Origin of the sequence: Providencia sp. PROV119 (assembly GCF_028482435.1) — a bacterium.
Taxonomy (GTDB): Bacteria; Pseudomonadota; Gammaproteobacteria; order Enterobacterales; family Enterobacteriaceae; genus Providencia; species Providencia stuartii.
In genome coordinates this window covers 23915-44803 of sequence record NZ_JAMPQL010000012.1, presented here as the reverse complement: position 1 = coordinate 44803, position 20889 = coordinate 23915, and the positions used below count along the sequence as shown (strand labels likewise).

Below are 20889 nucleotides of genomic sequence, written 5' to 3'. Positions count from 1 at the left end.
CCGCGCAATATTTTCTTAATCAATATAAAGTTGAAAATGAGCATGATGTTCAACTAATTGCTCACGCGTCAACATAAATACTCCATCACCACCATACTCAAACTCTAACCAAATAAAGGGAATTTCTGGGTATTGTTCAATCAGATGTACCATACTGTTACCGACTTCGCAGATCAATACACCCTCATCACTCAGAAAGCGTGGTGCATTTGCTAAAATACGACGCACCAATTTTAAACCATCGCTTCCCGCCGCTAGCGCCAATTCAGGCTCAACGCGGAACTCTTCCGGTAAATCATCCATATCCTCAGCATCAACATAAGGTGGATTAGTCACAATTAAATCATACTTAACGTCAGGCATATCCCTAAACAGATCAGAGCGGATAGGAATAACGCGGTGCTCTAAACCATGATTCGCAATATTGTGTTCAGTAACGGCAAGCACATCGGTCGAGATATCGACCGCATCCACTTCCGCTTCAGGGAATTCATACGCACAGGCGATTGCGATACAGCCACTCCCTGTACACATATCAAGTATCGTTCGCGGCTCATCAGCCAACAAGCCAACAAAATGGTTGTTGATAAGCTCTCCAATTGGTGAACGAGGAATTAATACACGCTCATCCACATAGAACTCATGTCCACAGAACCACGAACAGTTAGTCAGGTAAGCCACTGGAACACGCTCATTAATACGACGCAATACACGTTCAATGATACGATGACGCTCCGTTGGAGTCAGGCGCGAGGTCAATAGTTCATCCGGTACATCAAGAGGTAAGTAAAGCGTTGGTAGCACTAATTGTAACGCTTCATCCCATGCATTATCAGTACCGTGACCATAATAAACATTGGCAGCATTAAAGCGGCTCATTGTCCAACGTAAAATGTCCTGAATGGTATGAAGCTCAGCAACAGCTTCATCAACGAAGATCTTTTCCAAGAAGGGTTTCTCCAGACTGTATATCGAAAGTGTTCAAGTTTGCCACGAAGTGAGACACAAATCAGCAGATTAATACAATAAAATCGCGAGGAAAACAGAGGGGAAGCTATTTAATGTCAAGAGGCCCCCTGTTTAAACCGGAGGCCTCTTAGGATAAGTCGTTATTCTACCGACTCAGCGTTGTAATTTACGTCAGTCTCCGCATTGGGTTGTTTAACCCACAGTGCATAAACGACGGCTAAAATCACCAACCAAACAATACCCACATATAAAGCAATACGTGTATCTTCGAAATAACCGAGTACCCCAAAGATAAATAGCATAAATATGATGGCAAGTGCTGGACCAACTGGCCATAATGGTACAGGGAATTTCAGTTTACTCACCTGCTCTGGCGTCATTTTGCGGCGCATGGCTACCTGTGATACCAAGATCATCAGCCATACCCAAATCGTGGCAAAGGTTGCAATCGATGCAATCACTAAGAACACTTTTTCAGGGATCAGATAATTCAATACCACCCCAACCAGCAAAATAATTGACATCACCAGTACGGTCATCCATGGCACACCATTTTTGGTCAGTTTAGTGAATACTTTCGGTGCCTGCCCTTCGTGTGCCATACCATACATCATACGGCCCGCCCCAAAGATGTCACTGTTGATAGCGGAGATTGCTGCGGTGATCACTACCACGTTCAAAATGTTTGCAGCCGATGCAATGCCTAGGCTATCAAAAATTTGTACGAATGGACTGCCTTGGTGACCAATTTGATTCCAAGGGTAGATACACATTAAGACAAATAAAGTTAAGACATAAAAGAGTAGGATACGAATTGGTACCGCATTGATAGCACGAGGAATTGTTACGTCAGGATTTTTAGCTTCACTTGCCGTAATACCAATGACTTCAATGCCCCCAAAGGCGAACATTACCACGGCAAACGATGCGATAACCCCTCCGATCCCATTTGGCATAAAGCCACCGTGCTCAAATAGGTTTGTAATACCGACTGCATGCTCAGAGGCTTGCCCAAAGCCAAACACCATAATCGCCGCACCGCCGATGATCATCGCGATAATTGCAACAATTTTGATGATAGAGAGCCAGAACTCCATTTCACCAAATACTTTTACATGACAAAGGTTAATTGCCCCGATAAAACAGATGATACTCAAAACCCAGATCCACTGAGCGACCTCAGGAAACCAGAGCTTCATATAAAAACCAAATGCGGTGACGTCTGCTAAGCAGACAATGAGCATTTCAAAAACATATGTCCAACCAGCAAAAAAACCTGCTCGTGGACCTAAATAGTGACTTGCATACTGTGAGAAGGAGCCAGCAAGGGGATTATGTACCGCCATTTCCCCTAGGGCGCGCATCACCATAAAAACCGCCGCGCCACCAATAATATAAGCAATTAAAACCGCAGGGCCTGCCGTTTCAATCGCTTTTGCTGAACCATAAAAAAGACCTGTACCAATCGCTGCCCCGAGGGCCATAAACCGGATGTGACGCGCAGAAAGTCCACGCGTAAGTTTTGTTGTGCTTTGCATGATTTATCCTTCGTTTTTTATATACCCTAAATCATTCAAGCTACTTATCAGAATGATGAGTAGACACAAGCTCACTAAGGTGACAGACAGATATCTATCTCTCATGTCGCTTGAAGATTAATGGGTACTATTTTTAATAATGGTCGTGCAGATAAATACTACAAGCGGCCGATACATTGCCGACCGCTTATTATTTGCGTGATGTATTATTTAGGAAAAACCGAGTTTTCAGGGAACAATGTTGATAGCTTTTGTTCCGTAATGAGCTGAATTGCCGCATCAATATCAGGGGCAAAATAGCGGTCTTTATCATAATACGCGACTTTATCACGCAATATGTGACGGGCTTTTTCTAATACCTCGCTTGATTTTAAGCCCTCACGGAAGTCGATCCCTTGACATGCCGATAACCATTCAATGGCTAAAATGCCTGTCACATTTTTTGCCATTTCCCACAAGCGGCGGCCTGCTGCTGGCGCCATAGAGACATGGTCCTCTTGGTTTGCCGAGGTCGGTAAACTATCAACACTGGATGGGTGTGCTAATGCTTTATTTTCACTCGCCAATGCTGCCGCAGTTACCTGAGCAATCATAAAACCAGAGTTGACCCCGCCATTATTAACGAGGAATGGTGGCAATTGAGACATGTGCGTATCCATCAATAACGCAATACGTCGTTCAGACATTGCACCGATTTCGGCTAAAGCAAGCGCGATGTTGTCCGCAGCCATTGCCACTGGCTCCGCGTGGAAGTTACCGCCAGAGATAATGTCACCATTATCAGTAAAGACTAATGGGTTGTCAGAAACAGCATTCGACTCGATTAAAATTACCTCAGCCGCTTGACGAATTTGCGTCAAACAGGCCCCCATCACTTGAGGCTGGCAACGTAACGAATAAGGGTCTTGTACTTTAACGCAATTTTCATGAGATTGAGCCAACTCACTCGTTGGTGTTAACACCTCACGAAATAGTCTTGCAACATCAATTTGCCCTTTTTGACCACGCACCTCGTGGACGCGCGCATCAAATGGTTTGCGTGACCCCAATGCCGCTTCCACACTCAGAGAGCCACAAACAATACCGCTTAGCAGCAAGTTCTCAGCTTCAAATAACCCTTTTAGCGCAAACGCCGTTGATACTTGGGTGCCGTTTAATAGTGCTAGACCTTCTTTCGCTTCCAGTTTCAACGGTTTTAGCCCTGCTTTTTCAAGTGCCGATTTAGCGCTGAGCCATTTACCTTGATAGCGTGCTTTCCCTTCACCAAGTAGCAGCAAACTCATATGCGCTAAAGGTGCTAAATCACCAGAGGCACCAACTGAACCTTTAGCAGGAATAAAGGGATAAACTTGGTGATTCACTAACGCAATTAGGGCTTCAATCACTTCTAATCGAATACCAGAGAAGCCACGAGCTAAACTATTAATTTTTAAAACCATAATCAGACGAACCAATTCGTCATCAAGCGGTTCACCCACGCCTGCTGCATGTGACATCACAATAGAGCGTTGCAGCGATTGCAGATCTTTTGCAGCGATTCGGGTATTGGCTAATAAACCGAATCCTGTATTAATACCGTATGCCGTCTTATCTTCAGCAATAATCTTATTTACCGTTGCCACACTTTTTTCGATTGCCAAATGAGAGCGTTTATCGAGAGCAACCGTTACAGGCTGTGCAAGCACAATACGCAAATCATTCAGTGACATTTTTCCTGGATGGATAGTTAACTTAGTCATGCCCGGCTCCTCTTAGCGTGTTTTTAACATCGGTAGGTTAAGATTTTTTTCTTGTGCGCACTGAATCGCTATATCATAACCCGCATCAGCATGGCGCATGACACCTGTCGCTGGGTCATTGTGTAGAACACGAGCAATCCGCTCAGCAGCTTCATCAGTGCCATCGCACACAATCACCACCCCTGAATGTTGAGAGAAGCCCATACCAACCCCTCCACCATGGTGTAATGAAACCCATGTTGCTCCACTTGCTGTATTCAATAAGGCATTCAGTAAAGGCCAATCAGAGACGGCATCTGAACCATCTTTCATCGCTTCTGTTTCGCGGTTTGGGCTGGCAACTGATCCTGAATCAAGGTGATCTCGACCAATCACGATCGGCGCTGAAACTTCACCGCTTCTTACCATTTCATTAAAAGCTAAACCTAATTTCGCCCTATCCCCCAAGCCAACCCAACAAATACGTGCGGGTAAGCCTTGGAAACTGATACGTTCACGCGCCATATCTAACCAACGATGTAAATGCTTATCGTCAGGTAAAAGCTGTTTTACTTTTGCATCTGTTTTATAAATATCTTCAGGATCACCGGATAACGCCACCCAGCGGAAAGGACCAATACCGCGACAGAATAATGGGCGAATATAAGCAGGTACAAACCCTGGGAAATCAAAAGCATTTTTGACGCCCATTTCAAGGGCCATTTGACGGATATTGTTACCATAATCAAATGTTGGAATGCCTTGTTTTTGGAAGGCGAGCATCGCTTTAACATGTTCAGCCATCGATGCTTTTGCTGCTTTCGCTGTGCCTTCAGGATCTTTCACGCTACGCTCGCGATACTCTTCCCAACTCATCCCAACAGGTAAATAACCATTGAGAGGATCGTGAGCACTCGTTTGGTCGGTAACCATATCTGGGCGAACGCCACGTTTCACTAACTCTGGTAAGATTTCAGCCGCGTTAGCACATAAGGCGATTGATACAGCTTTCCCTTCCGAGGTGTATTTTTTGATACGCGCCAATGCATCATCCAGATCGGTCGCTTGCTCATCCACATAACGGGTACGCAAGCGAAAATCAATACGGCTTTGTTGACATTCAATATTCAGTGAACAGGCACCCGCGAGTGTTGCTGCTAACGGCTGCGCCCCGCCCATACCGCCTAACCCTGCCGTGAGTACCCAGCGCCCAGTTAAGTCACCATTATAATGTTGGCGCCCTGCTTCAACGAAAGTTTCATAAGTCCCTTGAACAATGCCTTGGCTACCAATGTAAATCCAGCTACCCGCCGTCATTTGACCATACATTGCCAACCCTTTCGCATCCAATTCGTTAAAGTGTTCCCAGTTAGCCCAATGTGGTACAAGGTTTGAGTTTGCGATTAATACGCGAGGGGCATTTTCATGGGTTTTAAAGACGCCAACGGGCTTGCCAGATTGGACCAGTAGAGTTTCATCACTCTCTAAATTTTTAAGTGTTTCAACAATTTTGTCATAGCACTGCCAATTACGTGCCGCACGACCAATACCGCCATAAACGACCAGTTCATGTGGATTTTCGGCAACATCAGGATCTAGGTTATTCATCAGCATACGTAAAGGGGCTTCAGTCAACCAGCTTTTCGCGCTGAGAGTGTTACCTCGTGGTGCTCTGATATCACCATTTCTGTATTTATTATTTATCGTTGTCACATTCATACCCTCTTTCGATAGATTCAGCTTGTACTGATAACGTCTTTATATAGGTATAGTTGTATATACATGTACAATCAATACCCTATTTAACATCAAAATTGAGAATGAAATGCAGATAAATAATAATTACATATTATGTTTCAATGGATTATAAAAAAACCACATCAAATTGGTGGTTAAATTTTCTTCTAAATCTGCCAGTGAGATCACATTAAATTTACAATTAATTCACATATTTCAAGGGTTTTAGCGGGAAATATCAAAATTCACCATGAGATTAAGATAAACCTTCTACTCATGGTCAATATAGACGTGATTTTCAACATTTATTCGATAAAATACGCTAGGAAAGCAACCCCATAAAATAGCGTTGCCTTGAGATACTAAGAGGTAAAATGCCCTTTCAATTTATAGCGATGCCCCGGAAATAATAATTTCGTGCTAGTCACCACAAATGATTGGGACCATGTACGTCTTGAAATTAATAAGCAAGAAGAGCCTAACGCAATATTCAGCCATTTAGCGGCGCGCTCATCGGCTTCAATGGCCTCAACGATATGCTCACCTTCTGTTAATGGCGCCACCATAGAAAGGTAATCATGAGGAGTGATGGTCAAAAAGTCTTGTTGTAGATAATCAGGAGCCGCTAGCGCATTGACATACCGATCTTCAATTTGCACTGGTACATCATTTTCGTAATGAATAATAATTGAATGGAATACCCTTGTTTCAGGGGCGATATTCAATTCCGCAGCCAACGAAACCGATGCAGCAACCTCTTCTAGCTTGATAATTTTACAGCTATATTGATGATTTCTTGCCAGAATTTCGGACTCGATGCTATGAACTTCAAATAGCGCTGATTGGCCTTTTGGCTCTGCGACGAATGTACCGACCCCTTGAACCCTGACTAACAGCCCTTCTGCTGTCAGCTCCCTTAATGCACGATTTGCCGTCATACGGCTACATTCGAATTGTTTGACCAATTCAGATTCCGAGGGAACACGATCATTCGCCTGCCACTCACCTGTATGGATTTTTTCTGTTATTAACTGTTTTACTTGCAAATAGAGCGGGATCGGGTTGTCTCTATTACCTTTTTTTTCTGCTGTCACAATCGTTTCCATTTTAAAAAGTAAAATGCCAAACCCTTAAAGTAAAAACTTAGGGTTACCGTTATACTATTAAGTTGTGCTATCAAATAGCGGATATTCTGACAGTCGCAAATAAAACTTAACCCTCTGTAAATATCCTACAAGTCTATTTACCAATTAAAGGCTAACAAAAACCCCTTACGGCATATATTACCACACAACAAATTGATAATGTTGGCAACACCAAACAATAGGAATTTTATGATTTAATGAATTTCTAACAAAAATAACTAATAATCAGCTGATTTTATCGACATTATTCTATTTGAAGGAACGGTTTATATTCTCATCCCGTTCCTACTCCACCAGCGTGCAAACTATCTGATACTTTAATTCACTTATGAGTTATGATGACTAATATTGCCTTGATAAACTCGCATATATAATGGCTGGCTACCTTGCTCATAAATCATCTCAACGGGGTCAACCGCATTCCAAACCACAAAGTCAGCCTGATAGCCGACCTTAAGCTGTCCATGGCTTGCCTCGCGACCTAATGCTTTCGCAGCATGACAAGTAACTCCAGCCCATACTTCTTCAGGTGTTAATCTAAACAGTACAGCAGCCATATTCATGATCATACGTAGTGAAGCGAAAGGGCTTGTGCCAGGGTTAAAATCCGTTGATACCGCCATTGGTATTTGATGTTCACGCAACAGTTCTATAGGTGGCAATTTTTTCTCTCTCAAGAAATAAAAGGCGCCCGGAAGTAAAACGGCTACTGTTCCACTCTCTTTTAGTGCACGAATACCATTAAGATCAAGATACTCAATATGATCAACCGATAATCCCCGATAACTAGCAACCAGTTCGCTGCCTCCAAGGTTGGACAACTGCTCAACATGCCCCTTGACTGGGATCCCCAATTTTTGTGCGGCTGCAAATAGTTTTTGGCTCTGTTCTAGCGAAAAGCCCACCGTCTCACAAAAGACGTCAACGGCTTCAAATAACCCTTGCTGCCACAATGTTGGCATAATATCCGTACAAATTAGATCAATATATTCATCAGCTTTATCTTTATACTCAGGCGGTACCGTATGCGCTGATAGCAAAGTTGAACTGACTGTTACTGGGTATGCTTCGGCTAATTTTTTGGCAACCATGAGCTGTTTTTGCTCACTCTTCAAATCCAAGCCATAGCCTGACTTCATCTCAATGGTTGTGACACCTTCACGGATCAGCGCCTCTAATCGCGGTTGTGAAACCTGATAGAGTTCATCTTCATTTAACGCTCGCGTGGCACGTACAGTAGAGTTAATCCCACCACCTTGTTGGCTAATAGTCTCATAAGAGACACCATTCATCCGCTGCTCCCACTCGGCCGCACGATTGCCACCAAAAACCAAATGCGTATGGCAATCAATTAAACCTGGTGTAATTAAGCGCCCTTCTAGATCCACTACTTTACAATTAGCTGTATCTAACTCACCTTTTGGTTCAATCGCCACGATCTTATTCTCTCGCGTGACCATATCGTGATTTTCTAAGAGTCCATATGCCACGTTAGATCCCAGATCCATTGTAGCAATGCGGCCATTTCGCCAGACGACATCATGAGCAAGTGTTTTAAATGACATAACAGATCCTATGGGTTTAATAAGTACATTTACCACTGCAATAGATAACAGGTATATATATGTATATACAATTAGTCAATACAGCTACAATTGTCAATGTAAACTGCCCATAACGTTAAAATTTTGTTAGTTAAATCTTATAATCCACAGCTATAACCTTCGTCACCAAAAATAGGTTACACTAATGTAGATAAGTACTATCTGAAAAAGATAATTAAACAGCTAGCTAAGATAATTAATCGAATGAAAAATAAATTTGAATTAGACAAAGATGACATTCATCTATTTAAAGAAGCTATTCGCGGCACAAAAAAGATAGCACAAGATCAAATCTTGCATACTCCTGTGCGAACAAAAGTCACTCATCCTTCAAGTAAAAAAGTCCAACAAGAACAAATCGATGCTTCATTTTATTTTTCAGATGAATTTCAACCTCAATTGGAAGATGAAGGCCCAACTCGCTATTTGAAACCCGGCTCTAGCCCTTACGAACTGAAAAAATTGCGTCGAGGCGATTATGTTCCTGAACTTTTTCTTGATTTGCATGGCTTAACGCAATTAGAAGCGAAACAGGAAATTGGGGCGCTGATTGCCGCATGTAAACGCGAAAATGTCTTTTGTGCGTGCATTATGCACGGCCATGGTAAGCATATTTTAAAGCAGCAAACGCCACTGTGGTTAGCCCAACACCCAGATATTCTTGCTTTTCATCAAGCACCTAAAGAATGGGGCGGGAATGCGTCACTACTCTTATTAATTGAAACTCAAGAACACATTAGGCGCTAGCAATTTTCAGCGTCTTCATATTACACAATACAACGTTAGCCATTTTTCATCACGACAACAGACCGTTTAAAAGCCCCTAGGGGCTAACTGGTCGCCATTACTGATTGACTGAGAGTAATTGAGCTGGGCTGAGCATCCAATCTAAATGGGCTTTATGGTGCTTCACATCCATTTCAATGCAGGCAATCGAAGAAGTGATAAACATCGGAGGTGCTTCATGAGGGCATAACTCTGAAACTAAATACCCGACAAGAGGTAGATGAGACACCACCAATACGGCATTCGCTCCCATTATTGCTAGGTCACGAATATGATCTGCCACAAATGCCGCATTCCCACCGGGTGTTAACATCTCCATTACCGTAGCTTGTTCAGGTAGGCTAAGATGCTCACGGACAGTTTGTAGTGTTTGCTCTGCTCGAAGATAAGGACTTACTAGGACATGATCAATCTCTGGATGACGTTTATTCAACCATTGAGCCATCAATACCGAATCATCTTTCCCTTTTTGAGTTAACGCTCTTGCCGCATCACTTGCGGCCTGTAGTGCGGCATCACCATGACGCATAATATAAACTTGCATAATCCACCATCTGAGTAGCCTAGCAAATAACACTGGCTAATCTTTTTGTTAAAATAATTTATTGTCAGAGTCACCATCAGTGGGGCGAAAAGTGATTCTGCATCAAACTACCGACAAATAAAATGATTTAAGTAATTTTTTGCGTTTAATTTTGTCTGAAAAGCATGCAGCAGTGGCCTAATTACCTTATTGCTCCCGCTCCCATCGGCCCCTCTGACCTACCAATTAACTACATTAGAGGCCATCTAACTTTTTCTATTTTCAATCAATAAAAAACCCGATGATTGCTATATTAAAGCAAATACATCAGGCTTTTTGGTTACATCATCGTACCTTAAAATACACAGTTGTACGCTAAGTGGTATTTCAGGTTGTTAATTAAAGAAGCCACCGTTATGGCTGCTTGAAAGTGGCTTCACAATACTCAACTTTTGTTTGCTGGAAAAAAGGTTTCATTTGTTTGTGCCATCTGACACAAGCGTTCACAAGGGCGGAATTTATCACCGTAACGCTCAGCTAACTGATTCATCGTATCTACTGTTTTTTGAATACCTAAGTTATCCATATATCGGAATGGCCCACCAAAGAATGGCGGGAAGCCAATACCAAATACCGCGCCAATATCCCCATCTCGTGCATTTTGGATAATATTCTCATCTAAACAGCGAACAGCCTCATTGAGCATCAACATCACACAGCGTTCAGCAATATCAATTTTGCTCAAATGATTTTGTGGCTGAATACCGATTAATGAATAGATACTGCTATCTACCTGACGCTTTTTAGATTTTTTCCAGAACATCAATTTAGATGTGGGTTGATGCCCATACAAATAAAAGCCTTTCCCATTTTTCTTGCCTTTACGGTCGTCTTTATTCACTTTATCCAGAAGCTCAGGAGCCTTAAACCTATCACCAAAGCGATTGACTAAAATAGGTAAAATTTTAGTTCCGACATCAATACCGACTTCATCTAATAAGTTAAATGGCCCAACAGGGAAGCCAAAATCAACAAGCGCACTATCAATATGTTCAATTGATTCGCCACTCATTAAACATTCAGCTGCTTCACACAAATAAGGCGCTAAAATACGATTCACATAAAAGCCTGCATCATCCCCCACAACAATGGCCGTTTTACCTTGGCGTTTCGCAAAAGCCACCACCGTCGCAATGGTTTCTGCATCTGTTTGCTGATGAGGGATCACTTCAACCAGAGGCATTTTGTCAACAGGGCTAAAATAATGTAGGCCAATCACTTTTTCAGGGTGGGCTGCATTTTCAGCGATTTGATGAATAGGTAATGAAGAAGTGTTCGAGGCAAAAATCGCCTTCCCGTGGGTGACCTCTTGTACCTCTGCAACCATCTTTTGTTTTAGTGAGAGATCTTCAAAGACAGCTTCAACCACAATATCAGCGTGCTCAAACCCTTGATAATTTAGCGTGCCCGATATTTTTGCCATCACTGCATTACGCTCGCGAGCAAGCATACGCCTTTTATTAACTCTTTGCGTTAATAGATCCCAGCTATAACGCAGTGAATGGGTAATGCCTTTCTCATTAATATCTTTAATACGGACAGGAAGATCACCTTTCATTGCGGTGACAAATGCAATCCCCCCTCCCATTAAACCGCCACCTAACACACCAATCTGCTTAAATGCGAGTGGTTTTGCACTAGACCCCGTTTCATTTTTTAATGCCGTTGTCGCAAAGAATAAGCTTCTTAGTGCGGCTGACTCTGGTGTCATCACTAACTCGCCAAACGCTTTGGCTTCTGCCTCATATCCGGCTTTAGCCCCTTTTTCTACCCCTGTTTTGACAACCTGAATAATTTTCTCTGGAGCAGGATAATGGCCTTTCGTTTTGCGCATTACGGTTTGTTTGGCGCTGGAAAAGACTTTATTACGTAATAAATTACTGCTTAATAAACGATGTTGCCAATGAATAGGCGCGCGTTGGATTTTACCTTTTTTCGCCATTGCAATAGCGACATCTAACAGAATGGTTTCAGGCACGACATCATCCACTAACCCCATTTTTAGTGCCTGTTTCGCGCGTAACTGTTTACCCGTTAACATCATATCCAGTGCATTTGGTATGCCAATTAATTTTGGTAAACGTTGGGTTCCACCTGAACCGGGAAGTAAGCCTAATTGGACTTCAGGTAGGCCTAAACGCGTTTTATCGTCATTCGAGCACACTCTGACATGGCATGCTAATGCAAGTTCTAACCCACCACCGAGACAGGCTCCATGGATTGCCGCAACAATAGGTAAAGGATAGTTTTCTAGCTTTTCGAAAAGCAGGTGCCCTTCTCGAGATAACTCACTGGCTTGCTCTTTACTTTGGCAGTTAGCAATCATGCTAATATCCGCGCCCGCGATAAAACTGTCTTTTTTCCCAGAGGTGATCACCAATCCTTTTAAACCAGGTGTCGACTGTGCTTGCTGTAAAATAGAGAGGAACTGTTGTGCAAACTCAGCCTTCAATGTGTTGACCTTTTCATTTGGTACGTCAATGAAAATGACCCCCACTGTTTGGGCATGAACTTCAAGGCGAAAAGCTTCATGCACGAGGCCTGCTTGAACCCCTGTTTCTGAATGGTGCGTCATTATTCCACCTCCAAAATCATTGCAGCGCCCAACCCACCAGCAGCACATGCTGTTGTTAAACCAAACCCACCACCTCGGCGACGTAATTCATGCAGTGTTTGTGTCACCATACGCGCTCCTGTTGCAGCGAATGGATGACCATAAGCAATAGACCCACCAAGCACATTGAACTTATCCATATCTACTTCACCAATTTCTTTTGATAACCCCAATTTTTCTTGAGCAAATTGGCGACTAGAAAAGAGTTTAAGATTCGCTAGCGTCTGAGCGGCAAAAGCTTCATGCATATCGATTAATGTCAAATCTTGTAGCGTCAACCCCGCACGTTTAAGCGCTATTGGTGTCGCATAAGAAGGGCCTAACAGCATATCTTGCCAAACATCAATAGCAGAAAAAGCAAAGCTACGTATATAACCTAACGGGGTATAACCTAATGCTTTAGCACGAGATTCCGTCATCATTAGCACGGCGGCCGCCCCGTCGGTCAGTGGTGTACTATTGGCTGCCGTCACCGTACCGTGTTTACGATCAAATGCAGGTTTTAACTTTGCATAAGAAGATAAAACTGAATTTGTACGGATATTATTATCTTGAGTGAAGGCTTGTTTGAATGGCGGCATGTAAGCACTCATCACCTCTTGCTCCAAAACACCACTTTCCCAAGCTTTGGTCGCGAGCAGATGTGAGCGATGCGCAAGCTCATCTTGCTGCTCACGAGTGATGTGATACGTTTTCGCCATTTGCTCCGCCGTATCCCCCATCCGTAAACCTGTCGAATATTCTGCAACGGCGGGTGCGACAGGTAACAGATCTTTTAGACGTAATTTCGACATCAATGAAAGCTTTTGCCCGAATGACTTCGCTTTACTTAATGACAAAAGCGTTGCTGCAAGTTTCTTGGAAACCCCGATAGGTAATACAGAAGATGAATCTGCACCTCCAGCAATACCAACTGAGATATGACCAGCCATCATACTCTCAGCAATATTTGCCATAGCCTGGAAACTCGTCGCACAAGCGCGAGAAACACTATAGGCATCCGTCGAGACACTCATACCTGTACCGAGCACTATCTCCCGCGCAATATTCGGGGCTTCTGGCATTTGTACCACTTGCCCAAACACCAGCTGTTCAATAAGTTGTTTTTCAATACCGCTTCGACTTAGCAGTTCTGCAACAACAGCTTTTCCCAGATCAACCGCAGCAATACCTTGATATGCTGTGGCTTGCTTGGCAAAAGGTAAACGGAGGCCGCTAATAATTGCTATCCTCTCTTTTGCTGCATAAGTGCTTTCGCCATGATGGGAAAGTTGATTCATGGTAGCTCCTGCTAAAAAGTGATAAACCGTTTTTTATGACCTCTAAACCTTTCATGCTGGTTTCTGTAGCCACAAGTGAAACCCGCGCTTTAAAATAATAGGTGTAACTTATTTATATTTAACCGATTCTCGTAACCTGTTAAAAAAGTGCTTGTGGCTAGCTGACCCTCGCTAAAGAGGTCTGACCTGTTTAATATTGTTAACATAAACGTTACATTCAGAAAATAGCGACATTAAGAAAATGCGAGCTTGCACACAACTTAATGAATATTAATGAAAGCAGAAAAGAGTTGAGCAGAAAATAAAGGGAATTAAATAGAAAAACACCTTCACTATAGCGCAATTAGACTATAGTGAAGGAGATAAAGAGTTAATCAGTTGTTTGATTAGCGTAAGCCTAATTGAAAAATCAGACTTTCTGCTTCACAACTAAAAGTAAAGTTTGCAGACAACTCAACACCACCTTCAACATTGGTGATGGAATGGTCGATAGCACAAGGTTCTGACTCAACAGATTTGGCCTTTTCAGTTAGCTGTTTCAACATAGATTCCGCTTCTTCATGGCTCGCGAAAACATGCTGATACGATGCAGTGCAATCTTTATTATCTAAAACTGTACCCACATCTACACAGCAGCAAGCAGCAGTTTCTTCCGCGCTACAACGGTTAATCGCATCAGTCATTTTACTCTCCAAATCAACAAACTGTTAAGTTGCTATCATAACGCTGAAAAAGAGAGAAAAACCAGTGTATATCAAGCCTATTCCCTGACTATCTGAGATAAGTTTGATCTAACCCCATAAATACTCATCAATGACAGAATTACGCCCAACGGATGTTGCCATTTTGTTAAATACATCGCAATTTTGAAAACAATTTGTATATAAACGAAAAACATGCTTGCAACATATGAGGTGGTCAGACCTATACTCTAGTAACTGGTCTGATTTGTCATAGAGGCAAGCGACCCTACAATTCTGCGCTTCTTGCGATAGAAGTCGCCTAATATACATAATAAACAAGAGGGTTTTGGTCATGAGCCAGAAAAACCTATTTACTCGATCAGCTTTAGCAATAGCAGTGGCAATAGTTTCATCTAATGCGGGCGCCGCTGGTTTTTTGCTTAATGAATATTCCACATCTGCGCTCGGACGTGCATTTTCGGGAGCCGGCGCACTCGGTGACAACGCAAGTGAAGGTAGTCGTAACCCTGCTGCAATGATGTTATTTGATCGCCCAGCCATTTCAGTCGGTGCAGTTTATATTGACCCAAGTGTTGATATTAAAGGGCGTGGAGCATCTCCTTTAGGCAGTAACTTAACCGCAAATGATATTGCACCAAGCGCTCTCGTGCCTAACGCGCATTTCATTTTCCCTATCAATGATAAGTGGGCGGTAGGTACATCAATGACCACCAACTTTGGCCTCGCAACTGACTTTAGTAAAAACTATGCAGCAGGCCCTATTGGCGGTAAAACTGACCTGAAAACAGCCAACTTAAATTTAAGTGGTGCATACCGTTTAAATGATAACTTTAGTTTTGGTTTAGGTGTCAATGCGGTTTATGCCGATGCTGAAATCACTCGCCATGCAGGTGATTTAGGTAAATTAACACCAAAACTTGGATTACCACCTATTCCTGCTAGTACCACAATGGCAAAACTGACAGGCGATGATTGGGGCTACGGCTGGAACGCAGGTATCCTCTACGAACTCAATCCAGATAACCGTTTTAGTTTAACCTATCGTTCTAAAGTTACCGTCAAGTTTAAAGATGGTAAGTACTCAAATGACCTTCCAAGTAATAACCCTTACCTTAATGGCGCTGGTATTGTCGGCACTGATGGTGAAAAAATCAAAGGTAAGCTTGACCTAAACCTTCCTGATATTTGGGAGTTCTCAGGTTACCATAAAGTTGCTCCAAAATGGGCATTACACTACAGCGTAGCTTATACTGGCTGGAGTGAATTCAAAGATTTAACAGCATATCGTAGTAGTGATGGAAGGCAATTATTCCACAAGGCTGAAAACTTTAAAGATGCTTGGCGTTTCGCAGTAGGTACAACCTATTACTATGATGATAACTGGACATTCCGTACAGGTATCGCCTATGACGAAAGCCCTGTACCGACAAAATACCGTTCAATTTCCATCCCAGACCAAGATCGCTATTGGTTAAGTGCGGGTACAACCTATGCATTTAATGAAAATGCTTCTGTAGACTTGGGTATTTCTTATATGTACGGTAAAAAAGTCAACATATCTGAGAAGCTAGTAGAAACTAACGCACTGCCACTTCCTGCTTATGAGTTTAAATCTGAAGGGTCAGCCTGGTTGTATGGTGTGAACTTCAACTACACATTCTAATTGTGTCGATGCAAATAAATAACAGGGGATGATCCCTCTGCCAAACCGTTAGCTAACCCCATGCTTTTCTACATGGGGTTTCTTGTTTAAGGAACATAATCGTTAAAATGATTCTCCCATTATCTTCTGAACGTCATTAATGAAAACGATAACTCATTTTAATTGGCACCAATCTCTCTTTTTAGTCCTAAAAGGATAAAAAAGAGTGTTAACCTAGTTACTGTCTCCATCTTATATGTCGTAGCTGCAATAAACCTAAAACACGGACAAACAGAAATAAAAACTCTCACACCAAAAATTTACCTTTATACAAAACAATTAACTAATATCCATTCGGTTTTCTTGAAAATAAATACCCATTAATTATTAAAACAGAAAAATACACTACTTTAAATCCCCTTAAAAGTGAGTTTGAGGCCGTTCAGACCTGAAGTGCTCTTGACTTTTATCCCTGTAAATCTATAAATTAAATTGTGGTTTGAATGTTATCTTAGTATTAACTAATGATTTATCGGGCTTATCACTGTAAAACTATTTCAATTTCTTCTTTCTCGATCACTTCGTTGTAAATAGTTTTGCAATTCATTTTCATAACATCACACACCCTGCATGTTCTTGTCACTACGTCTAGTACAATGTAGTCATTGTCTGGTTCAGCGTAGCGCCGCTAGCATATAGGAAAAATAAATTAACGTTTAAGCAATAATCGTAAGCTAACCGTTAATTCTAAAGAGGTTAATATGACGATGTAGAGAGGAGGTATTTATGGGAACACTGTTTACGGTTGGCTTTATTGGTGTTTTAGGTGTTATTGCTCTGATTGATGCAATCACTTCTCGAGGAAAACGAGGCAATGAATAATACTCTTATCACTCTCTGATGCCATACATAGCAAAAGAGAGTGATAGCTTCCTGTCATTAATCGATAGAATCTAAATCATCTTCGATAGCTGAGGCATTTGGATTTTCCGTCGCTTTTAACTCCCCACCACTTGATAAGAAATCATTTCGCTGGAAATATGCTTCGCGCATCAACAAATAAGGATCAGACGAATTTTTCAGCAATCCATCCGAATCGAGTAGCTGGGAACGCGTTTCGATGCCTTCTAAGGCCCATTTACCTGCCGACATCCAGAATGTCAGATAGCTCAACATTGGGTAAAGATCATCAACTAAATTACCGCCCTCTTCACGTGGTGTAAAACTACCGTAACCAGGTAACACCACATAAGGACCATAACCTACATCATAGTAACCCAATGTGTTACCAAAACGTTTAGGATCTTCTTTTGCTAACTGCGGGTTAGCCATTGAAGCTACATCAATGAGTCCTCCAACACCAAAGACGGTGTTAAGGAAGAAACGGTTAAAGTGTTTAAACCCTTGGCTGACTTCACCTCGTAAAAAGCTGTTCAGCATGCTGGCTGGCTCTTCAAGGTTGACAAAGAAGTTCGTTAAACCATTTCGTGCAGGCATAGGTACATAATCGCGCCAAGCAACGGCAACCGGCCTTAAGATATAGGGATCTAACACATTGTAGTTAAAATTGAACATCGCTCGGTTAAAACCTTCAAGCGGATCTGAGCGCTCCTGAGTTTCAGGATTAATTGAGCTTGAACACCCAACAAGCAAAACCCCCGCAAGAAGAACGCCACTCATGCGAAACTTCATAATACTCTCCATTCCCTGTACCACCAGCCATGGCACTTCAATTCAAATTATAAACCAATGCGTTTATATTAAAACCAAATAAATATAATTGTTAACCAATTTGAGTGCTCAATATGACCAAGCAACCATAACGCTAAGTATACATTATTAAGTATATTGTTTTTATAAGAAAAGTGATCAAATGCACGATTGGCTAACTGTATCCGTTACAATGGAGTAATAAACAGTACAGTATTCACGAGGCTTAGAATGGGCTTTTTAAGATAAGCGATAAACATCGGCGCTCACTGAGTTTACTAAGCATTATTCATCAAAAATGCGAATCTCGATTTACGGCTTATCCCTGTATAGGATGAGCAATTCACGCCATAATTACCCTCAATAATAACATTACGTGTTTTTATAGTTTCATTAACATATCGCGCAAAAGATCACCTAAAACTATAGTTTATTACTCTTTTATAAAAGAAATTCCACGTAACAACTTGATTCAATTAGAAGTCAGAAGTAGAATGCCGGACGTTGTAACATAATTTATGTCCCCTTAGTTAAATGGATATAACGAGCCCCTCCTAAGGGCTAGTTGTAGGTTCGATTCCTGCAGGGGACGCCATCACCACTTCTAAAAACATCTCATAAAGTCCAATTTTTACATTAAAACCAATCAGTTAAATAACATATTGTCTAACAATGTCCTACAATGTTTACTGGAATCTAAGTACTAATGTGTATATTATTGCGTATAGGTCTAGGTTCAATGGGAAAACTATACACATTATGCTGCTAACTGACATTCAAATTCGCAAAGCCAAACCTAAAGATAAGGCGTACACCTTAAATGACGGTAAAGGCTTGTCACTGCTTGTTGAACCTAATGGTTCTAAAGGTTGGCGTTTTCGTTATCGGTTTGCTGGTAAGCCTAAAATGATCTCTTTAGGTGTTTACGACCAAATATCTTTAGCTGATGCCAGAAGAAAAAGAGACGAAGCAAAAAAACAACTATCAGAAAACATCAATCCTAGTGATGCTCGTAAATCAGAAAAAATAACCCTCAAATATGCCACTGAGAATACATTTCAAGCTGTTGCAATGGAATGGCACACATCCAAATGTTCTACTTGGACAGAAGGCTATGCAAGTGAAATATTGCGTTGCTTTGAAAATGACGTTTTTCCTTATATTGGAAGTAGACCTATAGACCAAATTGCTCCATTAGAATTGCTTGCTGTTCTCCAGAAAATAGAAAAGCGCGGCGCACTTGAACAAGCAAGCAAGATCCGTCGTCGTTGTGGTGAGGTATTTAGATATGCCGTCATTACAGGCAGAGTAAAATATAATCCTGCACCCGATTTAGCCGGAGCTATGAACAAGCCAGAAACTAAACACTTTCCGTTCCTACGTGAAAATGAAATTCCTGAATTTGTCAAAGCACTGAATAACTACCAAGGCAGCAAAGTAACTAAATATGCCACTCAACTATTAATGCTTACTGGTGTTAGAACAGTTGAATTACGACTCGCTGAATGGTCAGAATTTGATTTTGAAAATGCACTTTGGGAAATACCTAAAGAGCGCATGAAAAAACGTCGCCCTCACTTAGTACCACTATCACCACAAGTTCTAGAAATCCTTGGTAAGCTGCAAGTGATTACTGGTAACTATCTAATACTTTTTCCGGGTCGCAATGACGCTAGAAAACCTATTAGCGAGGCCAGCATAAATAAGGTTATCGCTAAAATTGGCTACAAAGGTAGACTAACAGGTCATGGGTTTAGGCATATGATGAGCACAATTTTGCATGAAAAAGGCTTTGATAGTGCGTGGATTGAATTACAACTTGCGCATGTTGATAAAAATTCCATCCGTGGAATTTATAATCATGCTCAACACATTCAAAATAGAAATTTAATGTTGAAATGGTACGCAGATAAATTATATCCTGCCATTAAGGACATCTAACATCAAACAGATATGGTGTGTAATTTGATACTGCTTATTTTTAGCTAATCCGGGGAAATGTCGAATTTGGCTACAATGTATATAATGATCTAATCCTATGTTAGTTCCAAACTCTCTTATTCGTTGTGGAACGGTATTGGCTATTTGATCTGAAACATCAAGAAACATTGTTGCCACAGGAGCCCCACCTCTTGTTGTATTATTAGAAACAAAGTGTTGTATCCAAATGGAATTATCTGTTAAATTTTTATATATAAGATGCGAAGCCACTGCTGAGGCTGGTCCCCCACCAGTCTCAAACTCCCCTCCTGTTATAGTGAAATCTCCGAAACCAACATAACTTTGATTTATATATTGATGCCCGTTAGTAAAAAACTCTGATCCACTATAATCTGCATTTTTTGTTAATTTCCGAAAGGAGTTATTAACCATGATTATTTTACTAATTGGCAAGTACTGATGCTGATGAATAGGAACACTATTATTTATTATAATATGATAAGTTACTGCTGAATTGCTCGCCAAAATATTCATATCCGCATCACTTAAGGATGCATTATCATAAAGTAGAGCAATCCTACTTCCTGCGATACTATGGATTTTCTGAGATAAATACGGCACTGTTGTGCCTGACCGAACTAATAACCCAATAATAATATTGCTTTTTGAGGAAATTATTGGCTGTAAATCTTGATTCAATTTTGTAGTATTACTAGGCGATGAATAGTCATTTTGATAAGGGTTAACGATTACGACAACATCTCCATTCCACGCATTTAAACACTTAATAAGACTATCTGTATTAGCATTTACAGGTTCAAGAATAGGCAATAAACCATTAATATTAACGCTCTCATCAACTATCTCTCTTAAGCTTAATAGCTCAGCAGCTCGAGCAAATAGATATGGACTGTACAT

15 protein-coding genes and 1 tRNA gene are annotated in these 20889 nt (G+C 41.5%); 4 read left to right on the top strand and 12 right to left on the bottom strand.

The window, feature by feature from the left end; all coding sequences use genetic code 11:
* Positions 1 to 15: 15 nt before the first annotated feature.
* The 6 genes from prmB to hutI form a co-directional block, all read right to left on the bottom strand.
* Positions 16 to 948: a 50S ribosomal protein L3 N(5)-glutamine methyltransferase gene (prmB, locus tag PSF11_RS11500; RefSeq protein WP_004921227.1), complete on the bottom strand. Its 933-nt coding sequence runs from the start codon at positions 946 to 948 to the stop codon at positions 16 to 18.
* A 161-nt stretch (positions 949 to 1109) separates the two neighbouring features.
* Entirely contained in the window at positions 1110 to 2507 is a 1398-nt protein-coding gene (locus PSF11_RS11495) for an amino acid permease (protein WP_014656287.1), read from the bottom strand.
* Between the two features lie 206 nt (positions 2508 to 2713).
* Complete coding sequence (hutH, locus tag PSF11_RS11490) at positions 2714 to 4246, bottom strand: histidine ammonia-lyase (protein WP_072502401.1); 1533 nt, start codon at positions 4244 to 4246, stop codon at positions 2714 to 2716.
* A 12-nt stretch (positions 4247 to 4258) separates the two neighbouring features.
* Positions 4259 to 5944, bottom strand: a complete 1686-nt coding sequence (hutU, locus tag PSF11_RS11485; protein WP_004921233.1) for a urocanate hydratase — start codon at positions 5942 to 5944, stop codon at positions 4259 to 4261.
* Positions 5945 to 6324: 380 nt separating this feature from the next.
* A complete protein-coding gene (gene hutC / locus PSF11_RS11480) occupies positions 6325 to 7068 on the bottom strand; it encodes a histidine utilization repressor (protein ID WP_004921235.1) in 744 nt (247 codons plus the stop codon).
* A 365-nt stretch (positions 7069 to 7433) separates the two neighbouring features.
* Positions 7434 to 8672, bottom strand: coding sequence for an imidazolonepropionase (hutI, locus tag PSF11_RS11475; protein WP_014656290.1), 1239 nt, complete (start codon positions 8670 to 8672; stop codon positions 7434 to 7436).
* Positions 8673 to 8915: 243 nt separating this feature from the next.
* Here hutI and smrB point away from each other — a divergent pair, with 243 nt between their 5' ends.
* The gene (gene smrB, locus PSF11_RS11470) at positions 8916 to 9458 is read left to right on the top strand and encodes an endonuclease SmrB (RefSeq protein WP_004921238.1); all 543 of its coding nucleotides are present in this window, start codon (positions 8916 to 8918) and stop codon (positions 9456 to 9458) included.
* Positions 9459 to 9555: 97 nt separating this feature from the next.
* On the opposite strand, the gene sixA is transcribed toward smrB, so the two are convergent.
* From sixA to PSF11_RS11450, 4 genes are all read right to left on the bottom strand, one after another.
* Positions 9556 to 10041 carry a phosphohistidine phosphatase SixA gene (sixA, locus tag PSF11_RS11465; RefSeq protein ID WP_004921240.1) on the bottom strand — a complete coding sequence of 162 codons (486 nt, stop codon included), beginning with the start codon at positions 10039 to 10041 and terminating at the stop codon, positions 9556 to 9558.
* Positions 10042 to 10465: 424 nt separating this feature from the next.
* Positions 10466 to 12655 (bottom strand): fatty acid oxidation complex subunit alpha FadJ, encoded by a 2190-nt coding sequence (fadJ, locus tag PSF11_RS11460; protein ID WP_014656291.1) that lies wholly within the window; start codon positions 12653 to 12655, stop codon positions 10466 to 10468.
* Positions 12655 to 13974 carry an acetyl-CoA C-acyltransferase FadI gene (gene fadI, locus PSF11_RS11455; RefSeq protein WP_004921245.1) on the bottom strand — a complete coding sequence of 440 codons (1320 nt, stop codon included), beginning with the start codon at positions 13972 to 13974 and terminating at the stop codon, positions 12655 to 12657. Before fadI ends, fadJ begins: the two co-directional genes overlap by 1 nt.
* 386 nt (positions 13975 to 14360) lie before the next feature.
* Positions 14361 to 14657: a YfcZ/YiiS family protein gene (locus PSF11_RS11450; RefSeq protein WP_004921249.1), complete on the bottom strand. Its 297-nt coding sequence runs from the start codon at positions 14655 to 14657 to the stop codon at positions 14361 to 14363.
* A 352-nt stretch (positions 14658 to 15009) separates the two neighbouring features.
* Here PSF11_RS11450 and fadL point away from each other — a divergent pair, with 352 nt between their 5' ends.
* The gene (gene fadL / locus PSF11_RS11445; protein ID WP_014656293.1) at positions 15010 to 16341 is read left to right on the top strand and encodes a long-chain fatty acid transporter FadL; all 1332 of its coding nucleotides are present in this window, start codon (positions 15010 to 15012) and stop codon (positions 16339 to 16341) included.
* 918 nt (positions 16342 to 17259) lie between these two features.
* Here fadL and mlaA read toward each other — a convergent pair.
* Complete coding sequence (gene mlaA / locus PSF11_RS11440; protein ID WP_014656294.1) at positions 17260 to 18012, bottom strand: phospholipid-binding lipoprotein MlaA; 753 nt, start codon at positions 18010 to 18012, stop codon at positions 17260 to 17262.
* Positions 18013 to 18550: 538 nt separating this feature from the next.
* Between mlaA and PSF11_RS11435 the strand changes: the two genes are divergently transcribed.
* Together PSF11_RS11435 and PSF11_RS11430 are read left to right on the top strand one after the other, a co-directional pair.
* Positions 18551 to 18625 (top strand) — tRNA-Arg (locus tag PSF11_RS11435).
* A gap of 164 nt (positions 18626 to 18789) precedes the next feature.
* Positions 18790 to 19971 carry a tyrosine-type recombinase/integrase gene (locus tag PSF11_RS11430; protein WP_072502402.1) on the top strand — a complete coding sequence of 394 codons (1182 nt, stop codon included), beginning with the start codon at positions 18790 to 18792 and terminating at the stop codon, positions 19969 to 19971.
* Here PSF11_RS11430 and PSF11_RS11425 read toward each other — a convergent pair.
* Positions 19945 to 20889: a sce7725 family protein gene (locus PSF11_RS11425; RefSeq protein ID WP_072502403.1), complete on the bottom strand. Its 945-nt coding sequence runs from the start codon at positions 20887 to 20889 to the stop codon at positions 19945 to 19947. The two genes, PSF11_RS11430 and PSF11_RS11425, sit on opposite strands and share 27 nt — an antisense overlap.

What these genes read in the sequence shown, in the direction of transcription:
- sixA (WP_004921240.1), bottom strand. Translation starts at nt 10,041, where the DNA reads ATGCAAGTTTATATTATGCGTCATGGTGATGCCGCACTACAGGCCGCA.
- hutI (WP_014656290.1), bottom strand. Translation starts at nt 8,672, where the DNA reads ATGTCATTTAAAACACTTGCTCATGATGTCGTCTGGCGAAATGGCCGC.
- PSF11_RS11430 (WP_072502402.1), top strand. Translation starts at nt 18,790, where the DNA reads ATGCTGCTAACTGACATTCAAATTCGCAAAGCCAAACCTAAAGATAAG.
- hutC (WP_004921235.1), bottom strand. Translation starts at nt 7,068, where the DNA reads ATGGAAACGATTGTGACAGCAGAAAAAAAAGGTAATAGAGACAACCCG.
- fadJ (WP_014656291.1), bottom strand. Translation starts at nt 12,655, where the DNA reads ATGACGCACCATTCAGAAACAGGGGTTCAAGCAGGCCTCGTGCATGAA.
- fadI (WP_004921245.1), bottom strand. Translation starts at nt 13,974, where the DNA reads ATGAATCAACTTTCCCATCATGGCGAAAGCACTTATGCAGCAAAAGAG.
- mlaA (WP_014656294.1), bottom strand. Translation starts at nt 18,012, where the DNA reads ATGAAGTTTCGCATGAGTGGCGTTCTTCTTGCGGGGGTTTTGCTTGTT.
- fadL (WP_014656293.1), top strand. Translation starts at nt 15,010, where the DNA reads ATGAGCCAGAAAAACCTATTTACTCGATCAGCTTTAGCAATAGCAGTG.
- PSF11_RS11495 (WP_014656287.1), bottom strand. Translation starts at nt 2,507, where the DNA reads ATGCAAAGCACAACAAAACTTACGCGTGGACTTTCTGCGCGTCACATC.
- PSF11_RS11425 (WP_072502403.1), bottom strand. Translation starts at nt 20,889, where the DNA reads ATGTACAGTCCATATCTATTTGCTCGAGCTGCTGAGCTATTAAGCTTA.
- hutH (WP_072502401.1), bottom strand. Translation starts at nt 4,246, where the DNA reads ATGACTAAGTTAACTATCCATCCAGGAAAAATGTCACTGAATGATTTG.
- PSF11_RS11450 (WP_004921249.1), bottom strand. Translation starts at nt 14,657, where the DNA reads ATGACTGATGCGATTAACCGTTGTAGCGCGGAAGAAACTGCTGCTTGC.
- hutU (WP_004921233.1), bottom strand. Translation starts at nt 5,944, where the DNA reads ATGAATGTGACAACGATAAATAATAAATACAGAAATGGTGATATCAGA.
- smrB (WP_004921238.1), top strand. Translation starts at nt 8,916, where the DNA reads ATGAAAAATAAATTTGAATTAGACAAAGATGACATTCATCTATTTAAA.